Here is a 21,741-nt window from a genome sequence, read left to right on the forward strand (position 1 = left end):
CTCGGTTATCGGAACCGGCGGGGCCGGGCCATCGCGAAATTGTCGGCCGGAGGCGGTTTCGTCGAACGACCCGTTCCGCTTCGCGAGCGACTGAAAGTAGCGTGTGACGGTCGGCGGCGGCTAGGATGCAGCCGACGTAACACACGCCACAGGCTCGGGAAGAGGACCAAAGTGACATTACCGCTCGAAGGAGTTCGCGTCATCGAAGTGGGCCAGGCACTGGCCGGTCCGCTGGCCGGTGTGCTGCTGGCCGACATGGGCGCCGATGTCATCAAGATCGAGAAGCCTGATGGCGGCGACGATGCCCGCATCTGGGGCCCTCCGTTCGGCCCCGACGGCAAGACCTCGCTCTACTTCTACTCGCAGAACCGCAACAAGCGCTCGGTCGTGCTCGACCTCAAGCTCGCGGAAGACGTCGACAGACTGCACAAGCTTTGCGAGACCGCCGACATCCTGATCCAGAACCTGCGGCCGGGCGTCGTCGACGAGGTCGGCATCGGTCCCGAGACCATGCTCGCGCGCCATCCGCGCCTGATCTACTGCTCGATCTGGGCCTTCGGCTACCAAGGCCCGCTGCGCATGAAACCCGCCTTCGATCCGCTGCTGCAGGCTTATGGCGGCATGATGAGCGTGACCGGCCGGCCCGAGGATCCGCCGACCTTCTGCGGCGCCTCGATCAACGACAAGGCGACCGGCATGTTCTGCACCATCGGCGCGCTGGCAGCGCTGCGGCTGCGCGACAAGACCGGCAAGGGCTGCCTGGTCGACACGTCGCTTTTCGACTCGGCGGTGCATTGGGTCGAGGGTCAGGTGAACGGCTATCTCGCCAACGGCACGGTCTCCAAGCGGCACGGTACCGGCAGCCCGGTGATCGTGCCCTACCAGACCTTCGACACGGCCGACCATCCGATCTGCCTGGCGCCCGGCAACGACCGGCTGTGGGCACGCTGCGCCAAGGTGCTGGGCCGCGAGGAATGGGCCACCGATCCGAAGTTCGCCAAGAGCGCGCAGCGGGTGGCCCACAAGACCGAGCTGCTGCCGATGATCGCCGAGGCGCTGAGGGCCAAGCCGCGCGCCGAATGGCTCGAACTGATGGAGAAGGCCGGCGTGCCCTGCGCCGCCGTGAACGATATCGGCGAGCTGGCGCGCACCGAGCAGATGGAAGCCTCGAAGCTCATCCAGCAGCTGCCCGGTGGGCCGAAGGTGGTCGGCCTGCCGATCGCGTTCGACCATGTACGACCGCACTCGCCACGCTCCGCTCCAACGCTCGGCGAGCATACCGACGAAGTGCTGGGAAGCCTGCCGAAGTGACGGAAGCCGCCCTTCTCGCCCCCTGGCGCATCGGCGTCGACGTGGGCGGCACCTTCACCGACATGGTGCTGCGCGACGCCGCCGGCGCCGTGCGCATCTTCAAATCGCCGTCCGTCCCGGCCGATCCCAGCGAAGGCGTGCTGGGCGTGCTGCGTCTGGCGGCCAAGCAGCTCGACATCACGCTGACGGCGCTGCTGCGCGACTGCGCGCTGTTCGTGCACGGCTCGACGGTGGCGACCAACACGATCCTCGAAAAGAAGGGCGCCAAGGTCGGCATGCTGACGACCCAGGGCTTCCGTGATTCGCTCGAAATCCGTCGCGGCATCCGCGAGAACCAGTGGGACCATCGCGCGCCCTTCCCGCAGGTCCTGGTGCCGCGCTACCTGCGCCTGCCGGTGCGCGGCCGCATCGCGGCCGACGGCGCGGAACTCGCGCCTCTGAGTCCTGAGGATGTCGATGCCGCCGCGAAGGTCTTCTCGGATGAAGGCGTCGAGTCGATCGCGGTCTGCCTGTTCAACTCGTTCCTCGATGGCGCGCACGAACGCGCCGTGGGCGGCCAGCTCGCCAAGAGCTGGAACGGCAAATGGGTCTCGCTGTCGAGCGAGGTCATGCCGACCATGGGCGAATACGAGCGCGGCTCGACGGCCGTCGTGAATGCCTATGTCGCGCCCAAGGTCACGAGCTACCTGCATGCGCTCGACGAGCAGCTTCGCCAGTTCGGCCTGCCGCGTTCGCTGCTGCTCCTGCAGAGCAACGGCGGCGCCGTGTCGGTCGACCAGGTGGCGGCACGGCCGGTGATGCTGGTCCTGTCCGGCCCAGCGGCCGGCGTCGGCGCGCTCAAGGGCTGCGCGGCGCCGGGGAAGAAGGCCAACCTGATTTCGATGGAGATCGGCGGCACGAGTTGCGACGTGATGGTGATGGCGCGCGGCGACGTGCCGGTCACCGACGAACTCACCATCGACGGCTATCACCTCACGACGCCCTCGGTGGAGATCCACACGGTCGGCGCCGGCGGCGGCACGGTCGCCTGGGTCGACGATGCCGGGCTCCTGCATGCCGGCCCGCAGGGCGCCGGCGCACGGCCCGGTCCCGCGGCTTACGGGCTGGGCGGCGAGAACCCGACCGTCACCGACGCACAGCTCGTGCTGGGCCGCCTGCGCCCCGGTCCACTGGCCGGCGGCGCCGTCACGCTCGACGCCAACCTTGCGCGCAAGGCCATCGAGACCAAGCTCGCCAAGCCGCTCGGCCTCTCGGTCGAGGATGCGGCCGCAGGCGTCATCCGCCTGCTGGAGCAGAACCTGCTGCATGCCGTCGAACGGCTCAGCATCGAGCGCGGCCACAATCCCGCGACCTTCACCCTCGTTGCCGCGGGCGGCGCCGGCCCAATGCACGGCACCAATGTCGCCCGCGCGCTGGGCAGCCGCCGCGCCCTGCTGCCGCGCGCCGCCGGCGCCTTCTGCGCCATGGGCATGCTGCAGTCCGACGTGCGACAGGACTACCTGCAGGTCTTCCTCGCCGACCTCGACAAGGTCGAGACCTCAGCCCTCGAAGCAGGCTTCGCCCAGCTCGAAGCACGCGCCCGCGAGGCGCTGGCCCGCGACGGGTTCGGCGCCGACGAGGTCGCGATCGAGCGCCAGCTCGACCTGCGCTACGACGGCCAGCAATGGCCGGTGCGCGCGCCACTCTCCGCGTCAGGCTTCGATGCCGCGGCGGCGCGCCAGGCATTCGAGGCCGAGCACCAGCGTCTGTTCGGCCATATCCAGCCCGGCGGTCGCATCGACATCACCGCGCTGCGCGTCGTGGGTCGCGGCCGGCTCGACTGGACGCCGCCGGCTGCGCGCTCAGCCCAGACCGATGCGCCCAGGCCGCGCGAGATGCGCAAGGTGTGGATCGATCCGGCGACCGGCTGGCTCGACGTGCCGATCTACGACGGCGCCGACCTGCGTCCCGGCTGCCGCCTCAACGGCCCGCTGCTGGTCGAGGAGCGCACGACGACGGCCTTCGTCGGCCCCAACGACCTGCTCGAAGTCGACGAACGCGACGATTTCCTCGTGCATGTCGGAGCCGCCGCATGAGCACTGCCACTCTCGATCCCGTCACCCTCGCGCTGGTGCAGAACCGGCTCGACCATATCTCGCACCAGATGGGCTGGGTGATGATGCGCACGGCGCGGTCGCCGATCTTCAGCCAGAGCCACGACTTCTCCTGCTTCATCGCCGACGCGCGCGGCACGCTGATCAGCCAGGCCGACGGCATCCCGATCCATACCGGCGGCGGCGGCTTCGCGGTGCGCGCGATCCTGCGCGACTTCAAGGACGCCATCGCGCCCGAGGACGTGTTCCTGCTGAACGATCCCTACACGGCGGGCGGCAACCACCTGCCCGACTGGGTGATCACGCGGCCGGTGTTCGTGGGCGGCAAGCTCGTCGCCTTCGCCTGCAATCGTGCGCATCAGGCCGATATCGGCGGCGGGGCGGCGGGCACCTACAATTCAGCGGCCACCGAGATATTCCATGAAGGCATCCGACTGCCGGTCCTCAAGTTGATCGAGGCGGGCAAGGTCCGTGACGACCTGTGGCGACTGCTGATGCTGAACACGCGCCTGCCCGAGGCGCTCGACGGCGACCTGCGCGCCATGATCGGCTCGACGCGCATCGGCGCCGAGCGGATCGCGCTGCTCGTCGAGGAGCTGGGCGTCGACCGCGCCGACGAATTCTTCGAGGGCGTGCTCGACCATGCCGACCGCCGCTTCCAGACCTGCATCGACCGCCTGCAGCAGGGCGTGTGGACGGGCGAGGAGCCGGTCGACAACGATTGCTTCGAGCCGATCGACGCGAAGATCGCCGTCGCCATCACGGTAAAGGACCGCAAGCTGGTCGTGGATTTCGCTGGCACCTCGCCGCAGGTGCGCGGCTTCAAGAACAGCTCGATCGCCAACTCGACCTCGGCGGTGTTCATGTCGCTGGCCTCGTTCTTCGAGCCCGACCTGCCGAAGAACGAAGGCGCGTTCCGCAGCGTCGAGATCCGCCTGCCCGAGGGCACTCTGGTGAACGCGCGCATGCCGGCGCCGATGACCATGAACACGGTGTTCGTGGCGCACGAGATCATCCACGCGATGTGGAAGGCGCTGGCGCAGGCGCTGCCCGAGCGCGCCTCGGCCGGCTGGTCGAAGGCGGTGCATGCCGTCACGGCCGGGCTGCGTGAAGGTGGCGGACGCTATGTGATGTACCAGTGGGCCGGCGCACCGGCGGGCGGCGGCGTCGAGGGCCGCGACGGCTTCCACCTGATCGGCCATCTCATCACCCTGGGCGGCCTCACCCTGCCCAACCTCGAAACCTACGAGCAGCTCTACCCGGCTCGCTTCCATCGCCAGGAGCTGCGCCGCGACACGGCGGGCACCGGCCGTTTCCGTGGCGGTGCCGGCTGCGACTACGAGGTCGAGCTGTTCACCCCGGCCGATTATGCCTTTCGTGGCGAGGGTGCCGGCGCTCCCTCGAGCTTCGGCGTCGCGGGTGGCCGGGCCGGTGCCGGCGGCGAGGTGATCCTCACCCTGGCCGACGGGAAGCGCATCCAGGCGCCCAAGTACGGCGTCGAGCGTCACGGCGTCGCCACCTATCGCGCGCTGTCGCCCGGCGGGGGCGGCTACGGCGACCCGAAGACGCGCGATCCGGAGCGGGTGCTGCGCGACGTGCGCGACGGGATCGTGAGCGCGGCACGCGCCGAAGAAGACTATGCGGTGGTGATCGCCGCCGATGGTAGAAGCGTCGACAAGAAAAGAACAAATCAACTCAGGGAAGAAACACCATGGTCAACCGTCGCACCTTCGTCGCAGGCTCCGTAGCCGCCCTTACGCTCCCCTCCTTCGCCTTCGGGCAAAGCGGACAGATCCGCCTCGTCGTGCCCTACGGGCCCGGCGGCTCGACCGACACGGCGGGCCGCGTGCTGGCCGAGCGCATGTCGTCCGACACCGGCAAGACGATCGTGGTCGAGAACCGCCCCGGCGGCGGCACGATGGTCGGCATGGTGAATGTCGCCAAGAGCAAGCCCGACGGCACCAGCCTGATGGTGCTGACGACCACGGCAGCGCTGCAGCCGGCGTTCGACGTGCCCATGCCGATCGATCCGCAGAAGGACCTCGCGCCGGTCGCGCAACTCGCCGACATTCCCTGCGTGCTCGCGGTCAACGCCAACAACCCGGCCAAGACCTTCGCCGAGTTCATCGAATGGGTGAAGGCGCAGCCCGGCCCCGTGCATTACTCGACCTCGAGTTCGGGCGGCCTGCCGCATCTCTGGGGCGAGGTGATCGCCACGCGGACCAACGGCAAGCTGCAGCACATCCCCTACAAGGCCGCCGCCGAGGCGCTGCGCGACGCGGTCGCCGGCCACGTGCCAGCCTTCGTCGACGTGACCACGCCGGTCGATGCGCAGATCCGCGCCGGCACGATGCGCGGCCTGATCTGCGGTGCCAAGAGCCGCGTCGCCAACATCCCCGATGTGCCGGTGGCCAGCGAACTCGGCGCGCCTGAACTCGAGGCCGCGGTCTATTTCGGCGTGGCGACGACGGCGGGCACGCCGGCCGAAATCATCCAGCAGCTCAACGCGGCGGTGAATGCGGCGCTGAAGGCCGAGACGGTGCGCGAGAAGCTGATGTCGCTCGGCTTCATCCCGACCGGCGGCACCTCCGAAGCCTATGCGAAGCGCCTGGCCGATGAAACCGTGCGCTGGCGCAAGGTGATCAAGGACGCGAAGATTCCGGCGCCAGCGTAGCAATGGAGCGCGCCACTCCAGTGGCGCCTCATGATCATGATTGCGCCACTAGAGTGGCGCGCTCCAATGAGAGGCCTCGCTAAAACGACCCAGTGAACTCGAACTCGATCGAGTTCTTCACGTTGTCGATTTTCCACGAGCTGAGGCGGCGCAGGAAGCTCTGCCCCAGCAGGGCGTGGCCGCGCGACGGGCTGACGGAGGCCATGACGTTTTCCATCGTGCGCTCGCCGATCTTGATCGAGCGAAGGCGCACGATGCGCTGCTGAAGACCGGTGCCGTCGGCCAGGATAAAGCGCCGCTGGCCGAGCGAATCGGCTTCGGTGAGCGTGCCGTTGCGCTTCATCTCCTCGGCCAGTTCCTCGGGGATCTGGACGTTGGAGGCGCCCGAATCGACGATGAAGTATGCGGTCGAGGTGCCGTTCACCGTAGCCGGCAGCACGAACACGCCGCCCATCCTCTGGAATTGCTGGGTGGCGCGTGCCAGAGCCGCGTCCTTCAGTGCCTTGGCGCTGGGCTTGCCCGCCGCTGGATCGCCACCACACGGTGTCCAGCCGGCCGGCGCCGCGCCCTCGCCGGGGCCGTAGCAGTAGTTCGAGGCCGCCAGCAGCTTGGAATAGGTGTCGCGCTGCTCGCAGGCACCGATCGCCTCGATCGCCGGCGTCGCGGTATTGCGACAGAGCGCGTTGCTTGCCTGCCACTGGGCGATGAACTGTCCGGCGTCGCCATTGGACTGAGCCCATGTGGCAGGAACAGCGAACAGCAGCGCCACTGCAAATGCCGCGGACAGGATTCTTGTATTCATTGCCACGCCGTCTCCCGAACCAAACATCGCCGGACTAGAATAGGCGATGTCCGGAGACAGCCCCATGTCGGATCCTTCCGCCGCGCCCCCGCCTTCCAAACCGTCGCGACGCTGGCTTGGCCTCCCCGTGGCCCTGGGCATCGTGGTGATCGCCGCCGTTCTCGCCGTCCTCTTTGCGACACGCTGGGATTCCTGGGTGTCCGGCCGGGTCGCGCAGACCACCGACGATGCCTACGTCAAGGCCGACATCACGCCGCTCAGCGCCAAGATCGAGGGCTATGTCCGCAAGGTCTACGTCACAGACTTTCAGCGGGTGAAGGCCGGCGATCTCCTGGTCGAGATCGACGACGAGGACTACAAGGCGCGCGTGGCGCAGGCCGAAGCGACGGTCGCCGGCGCCGAAGCCGCCATCGAGAACCTCAAGTCGCACAAGGCCCAGCAGAAGGCTCAGATCGTGCAGGCCGAGAGCGCGGCCCATGCCACCGAGGCCGATGTCGAGCGCACGCAGCTCGAAGCCAACCGGCAGCGCACGCTGGTGAAGACTACCTATGGCACGCCGCAGCGCCTCGAACAGGCGATCGCCGACCAGAAGCGGCTGACGGCCAACCTGGCGCGCGACAAGGCCGAGGTCGACACCCAGCGGCGCCAGATGGGCGTGCTCGATACCCAGGAGCTGCAGCTCCGCGCCGATCTCAAGGGCAAACAGGCCGCGCTCGACCTGGCCAGGATCCAGCTCGGCTACACGAAGATCACGGCGCCGATCGACGGCATGGTGAGCGAGCGCGGCGTGCGCGCAGGCCAGTATGTCCGCCCCGGTGTCCAGGTCATCTCGGTCGTGCCGCTGCAGTCGGTCTGGGTGCTGGCGAACTACAAGGAAACCCAGCTTACCCGCATGGCGCCCGGCCAGCGCGCCAGCATCATCGTCGACAGTTTTCCCGGCACCGTCATCGAAGGCTTCGTCGACAGCATCTCGCCGGCCAGCGGCTCGCAGTTCAGCCTCCTGCCGCCCGACAACGCCACCGGCAACTTCACCAAGGTCGTGCAGCGCATCCCCGTGAAGATCGCGCTGAAGTCGGACCATCCCCTGGCCGGCCGCCTGCGTCCGGGCATGTCGGTCACGGCGACCGTCTTCACGGACCCGGTCCCCACGCCACCGTGAGCGGGTTGCCGTGTCCGTGATCGCTTCTTCGACGCCGGCCCCCACGGCAGTTCGCGCCACCCATCGTCCGATGCTGGGCGTCGCCGCCGTGCTGATCGGCGCCTTCATCTCCACGATCAACACGCGGCTCACCTCGGTGGGTCTGGCCGACATTCGCGGCGGACTGTCGCTCGGCTTCGACGAAGGCTCGTGGCTCTCCACGGTGTTCGCGGCCTCGCAGATGGTCGTGTGCATGTCGGCCGCCTGGTTCGCCCTCGTCTTCGGTCCGAGGCGGTTGCTGCTGTGGTCGGGTGGCGTCTTCTGCGTCCTGTCCCTGCTGCCACCCTTCACGCAGGATCCGACGGAGCTTCTGCTGATCCAGCTGGTGCGCGGCCTCGCGGTCGGAAGCTTCATCCCCGCGACCATCGGCTTCATCCTGCGCGAACTGCCGCCCCGGCTCTGGGGCTGGGGCCTGGCTGCCTACGCATTCCGGTTCGTGTTCTCGCAGAACATCACCTCGTCGCTCGAGGCCTTCTACGGCGACCACGGACTGTGGGCCTGGATGTTCTGGCAGAACATCGTACTCACGCCGGTCATGCTGATCCTGGTCTGGCTCGGCATGGGCCGGCAGCCGGTCGATCGCACAGCATTGGGGCGCGGTGACTGGTTCGGCATCGTGCTGGGCGGCACGAGCCTCGCCTTCCTCTACGCCGCCCTCGACCAGGGCAACCGACTGGACTGGCTGAACTCGGGCGTGATCGTCGGGCTCCTGGTCGCGGCAGGCCTGATGTTCGTGGCCTTTGTGGTCGCCGAGCTGATCGTCGAGCGGCCGCTGATCGACTTCAAGGTGGCCGCACAGCCCAACGTCTGGGTCCCGACGATCATGATCGGGGTCTACGGCTTCGGCGCCTCGGCCACGAGCTTTCTCGTTCCCGATTATCTCACGCGCGTGCAGGGCCTGCGCTCCCTGCAGATCGGCGAGGTGCTGAACTGGATCGCCCTGCCGCAGATCGTCCTGGTTCCGTTGATCGCGTATCTCCTGCGCTATCTGGAAGCGCGCCTGGTGTTCGCGGTGGGCCTCGGGATCATGGCGATCGGCAGCTGGATGAATACCGGCCTCACCCATGACTGGATCGGCGAGACCTTCATGCTGTCGCAAGGCGTCGAGGCCGTGGGCCTGGCGCTCGGCATCACGTCGCTGATCTTCTTCGGCATCGCCAACATCACGCCGGCGCAGGTGATCACCATCGCCGGCATGATCCAGTCGGGCCGGCTGCTGGGCAGCGAGATCGGCGTCGCCTACATGCAGAGCTATGTGCGGGTCCAGGAGCAGCTCCATTCGAACCTGATCGGGCTCAACATCGGCATCGGTGATGCCGAGACGGAAGACCGCACGGCGCTGCTGTCGCAATTCCTGGGCGATCACTGGGCGGGGCTCTCCAATTCGACGGGGGCCGCCGTGTCCACCATCGGCGCCCTGATCCGGCGCGAGGCCTATGTGCAGGCCTACATCGATGCCTTCTGGCTGGTCGCCTGGGTCCTGACCATAAGCCTGCCGCTGCTGCTGCTGCTCAAGGCGCCGCCGCCCAATCCGCTGACGCCGCCGCGCGTGCTGCCGCCTGGAACGGTGTGACCCCCAAAATCCCGGGAATCGCTCCCGGGGCCTGTTCGTTTCATTTGTTTCGGTTATTTCGTTTATTTCGTTTGTGCTCCCCCGCTCTAGCGTTTCGCCGCCTCCACCAGCGCCCGGATCGCCCAGCGCTTGACCTTGCGGGCCTCGGCATCGGGAAGCTGCAGCACGTCCTTGCAGACGACCATCCCTTCGGTCCCGATCACCAGCGCCAGCGCCTTGCCGAGCATGTCGTAGCCCGACGGCTTGAACTGCTTGCGGGCAGGTTCCAGCGCCGCCTCGATCAACGGCGTGCGACGGTTCTGGCGCAGCGGCAACGCCGCATCGCGTTCGCCGCGCGTGCCCTGCTGCAGCGCATTGGCCAGCATCAGGCGCAACGCGGACTCATTCGCCAGCACCATGTCGTGCAGTGCCGTGTCGACCTTCTCGACCCGAGCCACCGGGTCGGTGGCTTCGTCACCCGCGAAGAGTTGCGTGGGTTCCGGCGTCACCATATCGGCCGAGGCCTCGGCCAGCAGCGCCTCGATCGAGGGGAAGTAGCGGTAGGCGGTGGCGCGCGAGACCAGCGCCTCCTCCGCGACTTCGTCGAGGCTGGGACGGCGACCCTGTTTCATCAGGGTCGCCGCGGCCTGCAGCAGGTCCTTGCGGGTCCGCCGCTTCTGGTTGGGGCGCACGGGATCAGTGCTGCCGCAGCTGCTGCTGGATGGCGGCGAGGTCGACCCAGACATTCTCGCGCTTGATGTCGCCCGAGTCGGCGAACTCGATCACGTGCAGCAGGCGGAACTTCAGCGGCCGGTCCCGCCCCTCCAGGCCGAACGGCCGGCCCGGCGCCCTTCCATGCCACACCGAATCGTCGACCATGAAATTGGGGCCGTACAGGCGGCGCAGATGCTCGAACTTGCCATCGCTGAGGTCACTGAACAGCGCCTCGTAGAAGCCGCGGGCATTGTCGCGGCCGTGCGTCGCGCCGGTCGGCCAGCCGACGATGTCGTGCTCGACGTCGGCGGTGAGCGTCGCCAGCACGCCGTGCACGTCGTCGCGTGCCTCGAAAGTAAAATGCTCGTCCATCTTGCTGTCCATCTCTGCGGGGCTGAGCGCCATGATCCATCTCCTGAAAAGCGCATTTGTGCGATACGCGCCTTCTAATGAGACAATTGTCTCAAATCAAGACGAAAATATCATTAGCCTTATTGGACACCTCCGCATGCAGCGTGTACGGATTGAGCACCATCGCCCACCAAACGGTCGGCCTGCGATGGCTGAGAGATGCGTGTGCTCCCGCCCGTGTACCGAGGCGACCGCATCTGGACCGGCCCACGCTGCCGATCCCGTTTCCGAGCTTCCTCGTTCTGTCGATCGCCGGCCGCGCAATCCTGCGTGCGCTGCGTGACGGGGGCCGCACGGCCCCGGAAGGACTTCCCATGGAAATGCCAAAGAACATCTCCACCCTGATCTGGAGCGCCGTCGGCGGCGCTGTCCTCACCATGGCCGTCGGCTTCACCTGGGGCGGTTGGGTCACCGGCGGAACGGCGCGCAAGGACTCGGCGGCCGCCGTCCGCGATGCCGTCATTGTCGCCCTGGCACCGATCTGCGTCGACCGCTTCAAGGGTCAGGCCGACGCTACCGCGAAGACTGCCGAACTCAGCAAGGCCAGCACCTGGGACCGCGGCAACTTGATCGCCAAGAGCGGCTTCGCGACGATGCCGGGCGCCAAGGATGCCGATTCCGACGTGGCCCGCGCCTGCGCCGAGATTCTGGCGAATCCGCCCACGCCAAAGACCTGAACGAAGAGGGCGCCGGCCCAGCGGCCGGCGTCGCTTCTAAGGCTTGATCTGAGTGCGCGCCCGGCGGGCCTCATAAGCCTTGAGATGGGCGTATGCCATCCGTAGTACGGGGAAGCCGTCCTCCTTGCCGCTGCGCTTCAGCAGGTCGCCCACCATGTGGTCGGCCTCGATAGCGCGGCCACTCTCGACATCGCGCAGCATGGAGGCGGTGAAAGGCGAGCCGGTCGCCGTGAGCATGGCCTTGCCCCGCTGCACCGAGGCCGGCCTCGGCGCGAAGCCTTGCGCGGTGGCGATGGACGAGATTTCGTCGAACAAGGCCACGGTCCGGTCGGCCGCTCCTGCCGCCACGATGTCGCCCACCGCCGCGCGCATCAGGCAGGTGATGCCGGCGGCGGTGGAGATGAACACCCACTTCTCCCACATCTCCTGGAGGATCGCGTCGCTCGCACCGCCCTGGACCTTGGCGGCGGCAAAGGCCTCGGCGATGGCGTCGATGCGCGGCGTGCGCGGGCCGGCGCGTTCGCCGAAGGAGATCGTGCCGCCGTCGTTCAGGTGCAGGACGCGCCCCTCGGAATCGAGCACCAGCGAGATGGCGCATTGGCCGCCCAGCACGGCGCTTTCGCCGAAGCGTGCCACCAAGGAGTCGAGATGGCTCATGCCGTTCAGCAACGGCAAGATCGCCGTATTCGGTCCAACGGCCGGTGCAACTGAGTCTATTGCATTGTCGAGGTCGAAGGCCTTGCAGCTCAGCAGGACGAGGTCGTAGGGACCGGCGATCTTGTCGGCCGTCACCGTGGCTGGCGGCGGCAGGTCGAGATCACCCAGCTTGCTCTTCACCACGAGGCCGGTCTTGGCGAGTTGGGCCTGCCGACCCGGTCGCACCAGGAAGGTGACGTCGCGCCCGGCCGCCAGCAGGCGAGCGCCGAAATAGCCGCCGATCGCCCCGGCGCCGACCACGAGAATGCGCATGTTCTTTCCTCAACCTTCGATGCGCTTGACCATAGAGAAGCCGGGACCGGGCTTCGCGCGACAATTCCTCGGTATTGGCCTAGCGATCCTTTGCCATCTCGGCCTTTTCGAGGGCGGCCGCCGGATCCTGCGTCAGGTCGGCGTGCAGGAACTCGCGCGTTTCCGGGATCGCAAGGTGGAGATTGTCGAGGTCGTGGACCTGCACGTCGAGCGACGCCGCCTTGGCGCCCAGCACATGGCCGCCGCTCTTGCGATCCTCGGTCAGGAAATGCAGGTGCCATCCCGCCACGCCGATCGTGCGTGAATAGGCCGGCGTCCAGAAGCCGAGCATCGTTCCCTTGACGTCCTTCTGCCGGAACTCGGCCTGCGCGTCGGTTGCCTTGTCGAGATGCACGCCCGCTTCAACCTTGCAGGCGACCCGCCAGTAGACCTCGTCGAAGTGACCGTCGAGGCGCGCGGCGAAGAAAAGATTGTCCGAGCGGCGCAGCTTGTCGAGTGCGGCAATGAGCGACGACATGGAATCGATGTCGGCGATCTTGCCGCGATGCTGTGGCTTGAAGTTGGTGAGGGTAGCGAACGGCACCGAGGCGTTGTCGGACGGCAAGGTGATGCTGCCGTCGGCATGCGCCTGATAGAACTTGCCGTCGAGCACGACCATCTCGCCATCCAGCCCCTCGAAGGTGCCGAGACCGAAGTCGCCGTGCGGCCTGAGCCCGCCGACTGTAACGGCCTTGTTATAGACACCCTGCACCAGCGCGCCCGTGGTCGAAACCTGGAACAGGGTCGAATGGTCGAGGCCCAGCGCATCGGAGAGCGCGCGCGACACGAAATGGCGCAGCGGTTCGCCTGTCTTCTCGCAATGCGCCACCAGCGCATCCATCAGCGATTGATACACTTCGACCGTCAGCCTCGGCATTGCGCCATCCTTCCATCGCGGGCGACAAGGGCTGCCCGTCCGGGCATGATCGCCCGGACGCAGCCTGGAATCGAGAGCGGAGCGACACGATGAGCAGCGATCCGAAGAACGGTGCACACCTGCTGGTGCGCAACCTCGAAGCGCAGGGCGTCGAGCACATATTCGGCATTCCCGGCGCCAAGATCGATCCCGTGTTCGACGCGCTGGTCGATTCGAAGATCAAGCTCACCGTCTGCCGGCACGAACAGAACGCCACCTTCATCGCGGGCGGGCTCGGCCGACTGACCGGCAAGGCCGGCGTCGTGCTGGTGACCTCCGGCCCCGGCATCTCGAACCTCGCGACGGGTCTCGCCACCGCCAACACCGAGGGCGATCCGGTGGTGGCGCTGGGCGGGGCCGTGCCGATCGCCGACCGCCTGAAGCAGGCACATCAGAGCATGGACACGGTGGCGCTGATGCGGCCCATCACCAAGTACGCGGCCGAGATCGATTCGCCGTCGGCAATTTCCGAGGCCATCGCCTCGGCCTTTCGCGCCGCCGAATCCGGCCGCCCGGGCACGGCCTTCCTGGGCCTGCCCAAGGACGTCATGAAGGCCCCTGCTCCCGGCCCTGTCCTCGCACCGGCTATCGTGCCGCGACTGGGCGCCGCCAACAGTGAGGCGATCGCCGAAGCAGCCAGAATGATCGACGCCGCGGAGCGGCCGGTGGTCCTGGTCGGTATGCTGGCCAGCCAGGGCGCCACCGCCGAAGCCGTGCGCGTCCTGCTGGCCAAGACGCGGCTGGCGGTCGCCGGCACCTACCAGGCCGCGGGCGTGGTGCCACGCGACCGGCTCGACTGCTTCGGCGGACGGGTCGGGCTGTTCCACAACCAGCCGGCCGACCGACTGCTCGACGAGGCGGATGTCGTGATCACGATCGGCTTCGATCCCGTCGAATACGATCCCGGGCTCTGGAACGCCGGGCGCAAGCGCAAGCTGATCCACATCGACTGCATCCCGGCCGACTACGACCAGAACTACCGGCCCGACATCGAACTGATGGGCGACAGCGCCGCGACCTTGCGCGCGCTCTCGGCGCTGCTGAAGCCGAAGGAACGGCCGACGCAGTCTGCATTGCTGGCCGAGATCCATCGCGAGCGCACGACGGTCGCCGCCGAAGCGGCCAAGCGCAACGGCACACCGGTCCATCCGCTGCGGCTGGTGCACGAGCTGCAGAAGCTGATCGACGAGGACGTGACACTCTGCTCCGACATGGGCTCTTTCCACATCTGGATGGCGCGCCACCTGATCAGCCACCGGCCGCGGCAGATCCTGATCAGCAACGGCCAGCAGACCCTGGGTGTCGCCCTCCCGTGGGCCATCGCCGCCTGCCTCGCCGAGCCCGGCCGCAAGGTGATCTCCATCTCCGGCGACGGCGGCTTCCTGTTCTCGGCCGTCGAGCTCGAGACGGCGGTCCGTCTCAAGTGCAACTTCGTGCACGTCGTCTGGATCGACGGCAGCTACAACATGGTCGGTATCCAGCAGGTCGCCGCCTACGGCCGCGATTCAGGCGTGCATTTCGGCCCGGTCGACCTGGTGAAGTTCGCCGAGGCAATGGGTGCGCAGGGCCTGATGATCAAGGATGCCGACGAGATCGGCCCGACCTTGCGCAAGGCCATGGCGATGGAAGGCCCGGTGCTGGTCGGCGTGCCCGTCGACTATCGCGACAATCCCGGCCTGATGGCCGCGATGCACGAGGACGTCATCATCTGACGCCCTCGCCCAGCAAGGCTACGATCAGCGCAGCCCGTAGGAACGGCGGCTGACCGAGGTCAGGTCGACTGCCCAGGCGCCGAGCAGGCAGAGGAACGCCAGGATCGCGCCCAGGGTGCGGATATGGTTCCACAGCGCCCACGGCACAGAGAAATCCTTCCAGTAGCTTGCGGCATTGGCATCGGCGCCGGCGACGGTGGCGAGGGTCTCGTTCAACGGCACGTTGACCTGCAGGGTGACGCCGATCACGGCGGCCGCATGGATCAGCGCCGCCAGTCCGGCGAGGCGTGCCGCGCCGCGATGACCGGCCGAGCGGGAGCCGAGGGCCGCCGCCAGCGGCAGGATGAGCGCACCGAAGAAGACGACAGCGAAGATCGGGCCGCGCACGGTGGTGTTCATGCCGTGCATGGCATTCACGGCCGACGCGGCGCCGCCGAGATCGAGGCCCGGCATGACGATGGTCGAGAAGGAATAGAAGATGCCTGCGCTCAGCGCCATGCACAGCAGGGCGAGGACGAAGAAGACGTGGCGCATTCCTGGAGCTCCGCTGACGCAGCCTGAACAGCAGCAGCCCTAGCCGAGCCCGTTGCCGCCGTAAAGCCACTGCAGCGTATCGAGCCACTGGTCCTGCGTCCGGGCGCCCATAATGCTGTTGCGCAATGCCGCATGCGGGCCGGCCGGATGGTAGACGTGATCGCCCATGGCGCGGGACATCAGCTGCGTGCGCGCCGTGCGCAACACCCTTCGGTCACGGTATGAAACGAGGCCGGCCTCGGTGGAATCGCCGCGGGACAGCGAATCGGCGAGGCAGACCGCATCCTCCATCGCCATGCAGCCACCCTGTGACATGTACTGCAGCATGGGGTGTGCGGCGTCGCCCAGCAGCGCCACCCGGCCGTCGACCCATTGGTCGACCGGGTCACGGTCACACAAAACCCACATGTGCCAATTCTGGCCACGGCGGATGATGTTCTGCGCCCGTTCGCAGACATGGGTGAAACCCTGGCGCACCTCTTCCGTATCGACCGGCTTGCCAGCGACCGGCTCGGGCGCATGGTTGTGGAAGGTCACGACGAGGTTGAACACCTTCCAGCCCGACAGCGGGTAATGGACGATGTGGCACTTCGGCCCCGCCCACAGCGTGGCGGCGTTCCAGCGCAGATCTTCCGGCATCTGCTCGGTCGGGATCACGGAGCGATAGGTCGTATGCCCCGAGACGCGCGGCGGACCGTCCTTCGTCACCTGTGCGCGCACGTTCGACCACAGACCGTCGGCGCCGATCAGGGCGCTGCCCGTCACCGTCTCGCCGTTGCGCAGCCGGGCCGAGACGGTGGCGCCATCCTGGTCGTAGCCGGTGACCTCGGCGCTGGTGCGCAGCTCGATCAGCGGATGGTCCTGGCAGCCCTTCAGCAGCACGCCGTGCAGGTCGCCGCGATGGACGACGGCGTAGGGATTGCCGAAGCGGGCGCGGAACTTGTCGCCGAGATCGATGTGGCAGATCTCGCCGTCGGCCAGCGCGTCCATGAGGCGAAGCTGGTCGATATAGACGGCCATGCCGCGCGCCGCCTCGCCAACGCCCAGCCGGTCGAAGCAATGGAAGGCATTGGGCCCGAGCTGGATGCCGGCACCGATCTCGCCGAGGCGGCTGGCTTTCTCCAGCACCAGCGAGGCGATGCCCTGTTGGGCAAGCGCCAGCGCCGTCGCCAATCCACCGATGCCGCCACCGGCGATGAGGATCCTATCTGGGGCCACCGATGACCTTGTCGTCATGCAGCCGGGCGATCTCGTGCCCGGGCAGACCAAGGATACCGGAAAGGATCTCGTCCGTATGCTGGCCCAGAAGTGGTGCCGGCTGCGGCGGCTGGCGCGGCACGGCGCCGAACTGCATCGGCGCGGCGGCGACCGGGTAGCGGCCGATGCCCGGCTGGTCGATGACGGTGAACATCGGATTGTCGAGCACCGTGTCCTTGTCCGCCGCCAGCTCGCGGAAAGTGCGGTAGGGCGCCCACAGCGCGCCCTCCTTCTTCAGCTTCTCGCCGACTTCGTCGGCCGTCTGGCTTGCCACCCAGGGCTCGATCACGGCGCACAGCTCGGCACGCGCGTTCCAGCGGTCGGCCTCGAGCTTGAGGTCGACGCCCTTGTCGCTCTCGATCTTCCTGAACGCGTCGGCGAAGCCACCGGCCTTGGCCAGCGCATCGACGTGGCGGTCGGAGAAGATGCAGATCATCACATAGCGGCCGTCCTTGGTGCGGAAGTCGCGGCCGAAGGTGCCGTAGATCTCGTTGCCGTAGCGCGGCCGGTCGACCTGGTTGATCACCGCCTCGGCGAGGTAGCCGGTCGCCGAGACGGCGGCCAGGGCCATGTCCTGCAATGGCAGCACGATCTTCTGGCCGTTGCCGGTCAGGCGGCGATGCCGCTCGGCGGCCAGGATCGACATGGCGGCGGCATAGGCGGTGGCGATGTCCCAGGCCGGCAGCACGTTGTTCACTGGCCCCTCATGGCCGACCGGACCGCTGACCAGCGGGAAGCCGGTCACCGAGTTCACCGTGTAGTCGACGTTGGCCGCGCCATGACGGTCGCCCACGATGTTGAGCGAGATCAGGTCGGCGCGCTTCTTCGCCAGCTCCTCGTGCGAAAGCCAGCCGCGCGCCGGCATGTTGGTCGAGAAGATGCCGGCGCCCTCGCCCGGCGCGGTGATCAGCGCCGTGAGAAGCTCGCGGCCCTTGGGATTGCGCAGATCGACCGCGATCGAGCGCTTGCCCTTGTTGAGGCCGGCCCAATAGATCGACGCGCCGTCCTTCGTGAGCGGCCAGCGGTCGCTGTCGAGGCCGCCCTTGATGTCGTCGAAGCGGATCACGTCGGCGCCCATCTGGGCGAGCGTCATGCCGCCCATGGGTGCAGCGATGAACGCAGAGCCTTCGATGACGCGGAGGCCCGCAAGAATGCCAGTCATATGCGTTTCCTGTGCCTTGTTACTTGCGGCCAAGCGTGTGCTCGCGCTTCTCCAGCCACCAGCCATATTCCGGCGTCCAGAGATCGAAATCCGGATCGCAGCCCAAAGCCTGCGCCGCGTGCAGCGCCCAGAACGGCTCATAGAGCGCCTGTCGGCCGATCGCGATCAGGTCGGCATCGCCTTCCTGCAGGATCGCCTCGGCCTGCGGTCCATCGAGAATGAGACCAACGGCCATGGTCGAGATGCCGGCCCCCTTCTTCACGGCCGAAGCGAACGGCACCTGGAAGCCGAGGCCGCGCTTCACGCCGGCCGCGGTCGCGGCACCGGCGATGCCGCCGGAGGAGCAGTCGATCACGTCGACACCGATCGCCTTCAATTCTTGGGCAAAAGCCACCGTGTCGTCGACGTCCCAGCCGCCGCCGCCATCGACGGCGGAGACGCGCACGAACAGCGGCTTGCTCTCGGGCCACGCCTGGCGAACGGCGCGCGCCACATCGAGCGGGAAGCGCATGCGGCCGGCGCGGTCGCCGCCATATTGGTCGTTGCGCGTGTTGCTGATCGGCGAGAGGAATTGCGCCAGCAGGTAGCCGTGCGCGCCATGCACCTCGAGCACGTCGTATCCGGCGGCATCGGCGCGCTTCGCGGCGGCGGCGAACTTCTGCACCAGCCCCTCGATCTCGTCGACCGACAAAGCGCGCGGCTTCAGCCAGCCCTCGGCGGCGGCGAGATCGGTCGGACCGACCACTTCCCATTTCTGCCAGCCGGCACCTGGCGGCCCGAGTTCACCGCGCTTGTCGAACGTGCGCGGCGTCGAGCCCTTGCGGCCGGAATGTGTGATCTGGGTCGCCGACAGCACGCCCTCGCCCCGGATGAAATCGGTCAGCCGCTTGTGACTGGCGATCTGGCCGTCGTCCCACAGGCCGAGATCGCCCTGCGTGACCCTGCCTCGCGGCTCCACGGCGCAGTTCTCGGTGAACACGACGCCGAACTTGCCCAGCGCGAACTTGCCGAGATGGACGAGGTGGAAGTCGTTCACCAGCCCGTCCGTCGCGCGGAACTGGACCATCGGCGATACCACACAGCGATTGGGCGCGGTGACGCCGCGCATCTTGAGCGGCGAGAAGAGAAGCGGTTTCTGCAAAGGTCGGTCCCCCGGACGCGATGGCTGTTCGAGGGCCGAACATAGACCGGGGCACCTGCCCGGGCCTATCCTCCCCGCCATGTTTGACCTCATTATCCGAAACGGAACCGTGATCGACGGATCGGGCGCCCCGCGCCGGATCGCCGATGTTGCAGTGCAGGACGGCCGCATCGCCGCCGTCGGCGCCAAGCTGGGTGCGGCGAAGCGGGAGATCGATGCCGAGGGACTCATCGTCGCCCCGGGCTTCGTCGACATCCATACGCACTATGACGGCCAGGCGACGTGGGATCCGTTCGTCACGCCCTCCTCGTGGCACGGCGTCACGACGACGGTGTTCGGCAATTGCGGCGTCGGCTTCGCGCCGGTGCGGCCGGGTGCGTCGGGCTATCTCATCAACCTGATGGAAGGCGTCGAGGACATTCCCGGCACCGTCCTCAGCGAGGGCGTGAAGTTCAACTGGGAATCCTTCCCCGACTATCTCGACGCGCTGGCCTCGATGGACCGTGCGGTCGACGTGGCGGCGCAGCTTCCGCACGGCGCGCTGCGCTTCTACGTGATGGGCGATCGCGGCGCCGAACACGCCGAAGTCCCGACCGAACGCGAGATCGAGGAGATGGCCCGCCTCACCGAGGAGGCGCTGCATGCCGGCGCGATGGGCTTCACCACCTCGCGCACCACCAAGCACAAGGCGCGCGACGGCCGTTTCACCCCGACACTCAGCGCCCGCGAGGCCGAGCTGTTCGGCATCGCCCAGGGCATGAAGCGCGCCGGGCGCGGCGTGCTGCAGGTCAATTCGGATTTCGGGCCCGGCGAGTTCGAGGCGCTCGACGCGGCCGCCAAGCTGGCCGGCCGTCCGCTCTCCTGCCTGCTGGTGCAGGTCGACGCGCAGCCCAAGCTGTGGCGCGAGACGCTCGACCAGATCAACGCCGTGCGCCGTTCGGGCCGCGTCGCCAATGCGCAGGTCGGTTCGCGCCCGATCGGCGTCATCATGGGCCTCGAGACGACGGCGCATCCGTTCGCCGGCCATCGCGCCTGGCTCGACATGCGCAAGCTCTCGCCCGAGGAGCGCTACCAGCGCCTCGTGTCCGACGCCGAGCTGCGCCGGGTGCTGACGGAAGGAAAGCAGGAGCCCAATCCGCGCGCCTTCATGGCCGAGGCCTTCGACCGCATGTTCCCGATCGGCGAACGACCCGACTACGAGCCCGACGGCAAGGACTCGATCGCGTCCATCGCGCAGCGCACGGGCCGCACGCCGCAGGCGGTGGCGCTCGAGGAGATGATGTCGCGCGGCGGCAAGGGCCTGCTGATGCTGCCGTTCGAGAACTACGCCTATGGCAGCCTCGACGTGGTGCACGAGATGATCACCGATCCCGCGTCGGTCCTCGGTATCGCCGACGGCGGCGCCCATGTCGGCGTGATCTGCGACGCCTCCTCACCCACTTCACTGCTCACTTTGTGGGGCCGCGACCGCACGCGCGGACCGAAGCTCGATCTCGAATTCCTGATCGCCAAGCAGACGCGCGGCACGGCCGAGGCCTATGGGCTGATGGATCGCGGCCTGCTGGCGCCGGGCCACAAGGCCGACATCAACGTCATCGACTTCGACAATCTCACCCTGAAGCGCCCGGAAGTGGCCTACGACCTGCCGACCGGCGGCCGCCGCCTGGTCCAGCGCGCCTCGGGCTACCGGCACACGTTCAACGCCGGCGTCGAGACGCTGCAGAACGACGAGCTGACGGGTGAACGGCCGGGCCGACTGGTGCGCGGGGCGCAGACGGCGAAGTAGAAGCGCCTCATTGGAGCGCGCCACTCCAGTGGCGCTCAGCCGGCGTTGATCAATAAGGGATGAGCGCCACTGGAGTGGCGCGCTCCATTGAGGCCGTCAGACCGTCATGTGCTTGCGCACGGCCTCGACGTCGAAGGTCTCGCGGGTGCCCGACAGCACGACTTCGCCACGGTCCATGACCGCGAAGTCGTCGGCGAGTTCGTGGGCGAAGTCGAGATACTGCTCGACCAGCACGATCGCCATGTCGCCGCGCTGGCGCAGGTAGGTGATGGCGCGGCCGATGTCCTTGATGACCGACGGCTGGATGCCTTCCGTCGGCTCGTCGAGCAGCAGGAGCTTCGGCCGCATCGTCAGCGCACGGCCGATCGCGAGCTGCTGCTGCTGGCCACCCGACAGATCGCCGCCACGGCGCTTCAGCATCGACTGCAGCACCGGGAAGAGCTCGAACACCTCGTCCGGTATCTTCTTGTGCTCGCGGCTCACCGGCGCGAAGCCGGTCTCCAGGTTCTCCTTCACCGTCAGTAGCGGGAAGATCTCGCGGCCCTGCGGCACCAGCGCCACGCCACGGCGCGCGCGTTCATAGGGCGCCAGCTTCGAGACTTCCTGGCCGTCGACCGAAATCGAGCCGGAGGCGATGGCCTGCATGCCGGAGATGGCGCGCAGCAGGCTGGTCTTGCCGACGCCGTTGCGACCGAGCAGGCAGGTCACGCGGCCGATCGTGGCCGAGAGCGACACGCCGCGTAGCGCCTGGGCGGCGCCGTAGTAGAGATTGACGTTCTGGGCTGAAAGCATC

General features: G+C 67.7%; 19 protein-coding genes. 9 read left to right on the forward strand and 10 right to left on the reverse strand.

Translation table 11 applies throughout. The features are described 5' to 3' along the window. The first annotated feature begins 171 nt into the window (after positions 1 to 171). From AC1ROX_RS14690 to AC1ROX_RS14705, 4 genes are read left to right on the forward strand one after another with little or no spacing between them, the layout of a single operon-like run. Positions 172 to 1,311, forward strand: coding sequence for a CaiB/BaiF CoA transferase family protein (locus tag AC1ROX_RS14690; protein WP_493126680.1), 1,140 nt, complete (start codon positions 172 to 174; stop codon positions 1,309 to 1,311). Then, a complete protein-coding gene (locus AC1ROX_RS14695) occupies positions 1,308 to 3,386 on the forward strand; it encodes a hydantoinase/oxoprolinase family protein (protein ID WP_493126681.1) in 2,079 nt (692 codons plus the stop codon). The genes AC1ROX_RS14690 and AC1ROX_RS14695 overlap by 4 nt, the downstream gene beginning before the upstream one ends. Further along, on the forward strand, positions 3,383 to 5,152 hold the full coding sequence (locus AC1ROX_RS14700; RefSeq protein ID WP_493126682.1) for a hydantoinase B/oxoprolinase family protein: 1,770 nt from the start codon (positions 3,383 to 3,385) through the stop codon (positions 5,150 to 5,152). Before AC1ROX_RS14695 ends, AC1ROX_RS14700 begins: the two co-directional genes overlap by 4 nt. Continuing rightward, positions 5,116 to 6,078 carry a Bug family tripartite tricarboxylate transporter substrate binding protein gene (locus AC1ROX_RS14705; RefSeq protein ID WP_493126683.1) on the forward strand — a complete coding sequence of 321 codons (963 nt, stop codon included), beginning with the start codon at positions 5,116 to 5,118 and terminating at the stop codon, positions 6,076 to 6,078. Before AC1ROX_RS14700 ends, AC1ROX_RS14705 begins: the two co-directional genes overlap by 37 nt. A 79-nt stretch (positions 6,079 to 6,157) precedes the next feature. Here the strand turns inward: AC1ROX_RS14705 and AC1ROX_RS14710 are convergent, their stop codons facing one another. Beyond that, positions 6,158 to 6,880 carry a retropepsin-like aspartic protease family protein gene (locus AC1ROX_RS14710; protein ID WP_493126684.1) on the reverse strand — a complete coding sequence of 241 codons (723 nt, stop codon included), beginning with the start codon at positions 6,878 to 6,880 and terminating at the stop codon, positions 6,158 to 6,160. A 64-nt stretch (positions 6,881 to 6,944) separates the two neighbouring features. Here AC1ROX_RS14710 and AC1ROX_RS14715 point away from each other — a divergent pair, with 64 nt between their 5' ends. Together AC1ROX_RS14715 and AC1ROX_RS14720 are read left to right on the forward strand one after the other, a co-directional pair. Further along, entirely contained in the window at positions 6,945 to 8,039 is a 1,095-nt protein-coding gene (locus AC1ROX_RS14715) for an HlyD family secretion protein (RefSeq protein ID WP_493126685.1), read from the forward strand. A 16-nt stretch (positions 8,040 to 8,055) separates the two neighbouring features. Then, complete coding sequence (locus AC1ROX_RS14720; protein ID WP_493126686.1) at positions 8,056 to 9,651, forward strand: MFS transporter; 1,596 nt, start codon at positions 8,056 to 8,058, stop codon at positions 9,649 to 9,651. An 86-nt stretch (positions 9,652 to 9,737) separates the two neighbouring features. On the opposite strand, the gene AC1ROX_RS14725 is transcribed toward AC1ROX_RS14720, so the two are convergent. Continuing rightward, positions 9,738 to 10,322, reverse strand: a complete 585-nt coding sequence (locus AC1ROX_RS14725) for a TetR/AcrR family transcriptional regulator (RefSeq protein WP_493126687.1) — start codon at positions 10,320 to 10,322, stop codon at positions 9,738 to 9,740. 4 nt (positions 10,323 to 10,326) lie between these two features. Further along, a complete protein-coding gene (locus AC1ROX_RS14730) occupies positions 10,327 to 10,749 on the reverse strand; it encodes an ester cyclase (protein ID WP_493126688.1) in 423 nt (140 codons plus the stop codon). A 320-nt stretch (positions 10,750 to 11,069) separates the two neighbouring features. Here AC1ROX_RS14730 and AC1ROX_RS14735 point away from each other — a divergent pair, with 320 nt between their 5' ends. Then, entirely contained in the window at positions 11,070 to 11,432 is a 363-nt protein-coding gene (locus AC1ROX_RS14735; protein ID WP_493126689.1) for a hypothetical protein, read from the forward strand. Between the two features lie 36 nt (positions 11,433 to 11,468). Here AC1ROX_RS14735 and panE read toward each other — a convergent pair whose 3' ends face one another. After that, positions 11,469 to 12,401, reverse strand: coding sequence for a 2-dehydropantoate 2-reductase (gene panE, locus AC1ROX_RS14740; RefSeq protein WP_493126690.1), 933 nt, complete (start codon positions 12,399 to 12,401; stop codon positions 11,469 to 11,471). Positions 12,402 to 12,480: 79 nt separating this feature from the next. Beyond that, positions 12,481 to 13,317, reverse strand: a complete 837-nt coding sequence (gene budA, locus AC1ROX_RS14745; RefSeq protein ID WP_493126691.1) for an acetolactate decarboxylase — start codon at positions 13,315 to 13,317, stop codon at positions 12,481 to 12,483. A gap of 89 nt (positions 13,318 to 13,406) precedes the next feature. Between budA and alsS the strand changes: the two genes are divergently transcribed. After that, positions 13,407 to 15,068, forward strand: a complete 1,662-nt coding sequence (gene alsS / locus AC1ROX_RS14750) for an acetolactate synthase AlsS (RefSeq protein WP_493126692.1) — start codon at positions 13,407 to 13,409, stop codon at positions 15,066 to 15,068. 24 nt (positions 15,069 to 15,092) lie between these two features. Here the strand turns inward: alsS and AC1ROX_RS14755 are convergent, their stop codons facing one another. From AC1ROX_RS14755 to AC1ROX_RS14770, 4 genes are read right to left on the reverse strand one after another with little or no spacing between them, the layout of a single operon-like run. After that, complete coding sequence (locus AC1ROX_RS14755; RefSeq protein ID WP_493126693.1) at positions 15,093 to 15,602, reverse strand: anthrone oxygenase family protein; 510 nt, start codon at positions 15,600 to 15,602, stop codon at positions 15,093 to 15,095. 39 nt (positions 15,603 to 15,641) lie between these two features. Beyond that, positions 15,642 to 16,820: a 3-hydroxybenzoate 6-monooxygenase gene (locus tag AC1ROX_RS14760; RefSeq protein WP_493126694.1), complete on the reverse strand. Its 1,179-nt coding sequence runs from the start codon at positions 16,818 to 16,820 to the stop codon at positions 15,642 to 15,644. Further along, the gene (locus AC1ROX_RS14765) at positions 16,807 to 18,021 is read right to left on the reverse strand and encodes a CoA transferase (protein ID WP_493126695.1); all 1,215 of its coding nucleotides are present in this window, start codon (positions 18,019 to 18,021) and stop codon (positions 16,807 to 16,809) included. Before AC1ROX_RS14765 ends, AC1ROX_RS14760 begins: the two co-directional genes overlap by 14 nt. A gap of 19 nt (positions 18,022 to 18,040) precedes the next feature. Further along, complete coding sequence (locus AC1ROX_RS14770; RefSeq protein ID WP_493126696.1) at positions 18,041 to 19,162, reverse strand: NADH:flavin oxidoreductase/NADH oxidase; 1,122 nt, start codon at positions 19,160 to 19,162, stop codon at positions 18,041 to 18,043. A gap of 109 nt (positions 19,163 to 19,271) precedes the next feature. On the opposite strand from AC1ROX_RS14770, the gene AC1ROX_RS14775 reads away from it, so the two are divergent. Continuing rightward, a complete protein-coding gene (locus AC1ROX_RS14775) occupies positions 19,272 to 20,948 on the forward strand; it encodes an N-acyl-D-amino-acid deacylase family protein (protein WP_493126697.1) in 1,677 nt (558 codons plus the stop codon). 96 nt (positions 20,949 to 21,044) lie between these two features. Here the strand turns inward: AC1ROX_RS14775 and urtE are convergent, their stop codons facing one another. Further along, entirely contained in the window at positions 21,045 to 21,740 is a 696-nt protein-coding gene (gene urtE, locus AC1ROX_RS14780) for an urea ABC transporter ATP-binding subunit UrtE (RefSeq protein WP_493126698.1), read from the reverse strand. Position 21,741: the final 1 nt, after the last annotated feature.

It is taken from the genome of Reyranella sp. GW821-FHT14A01, from assembly GCF_058803965.1.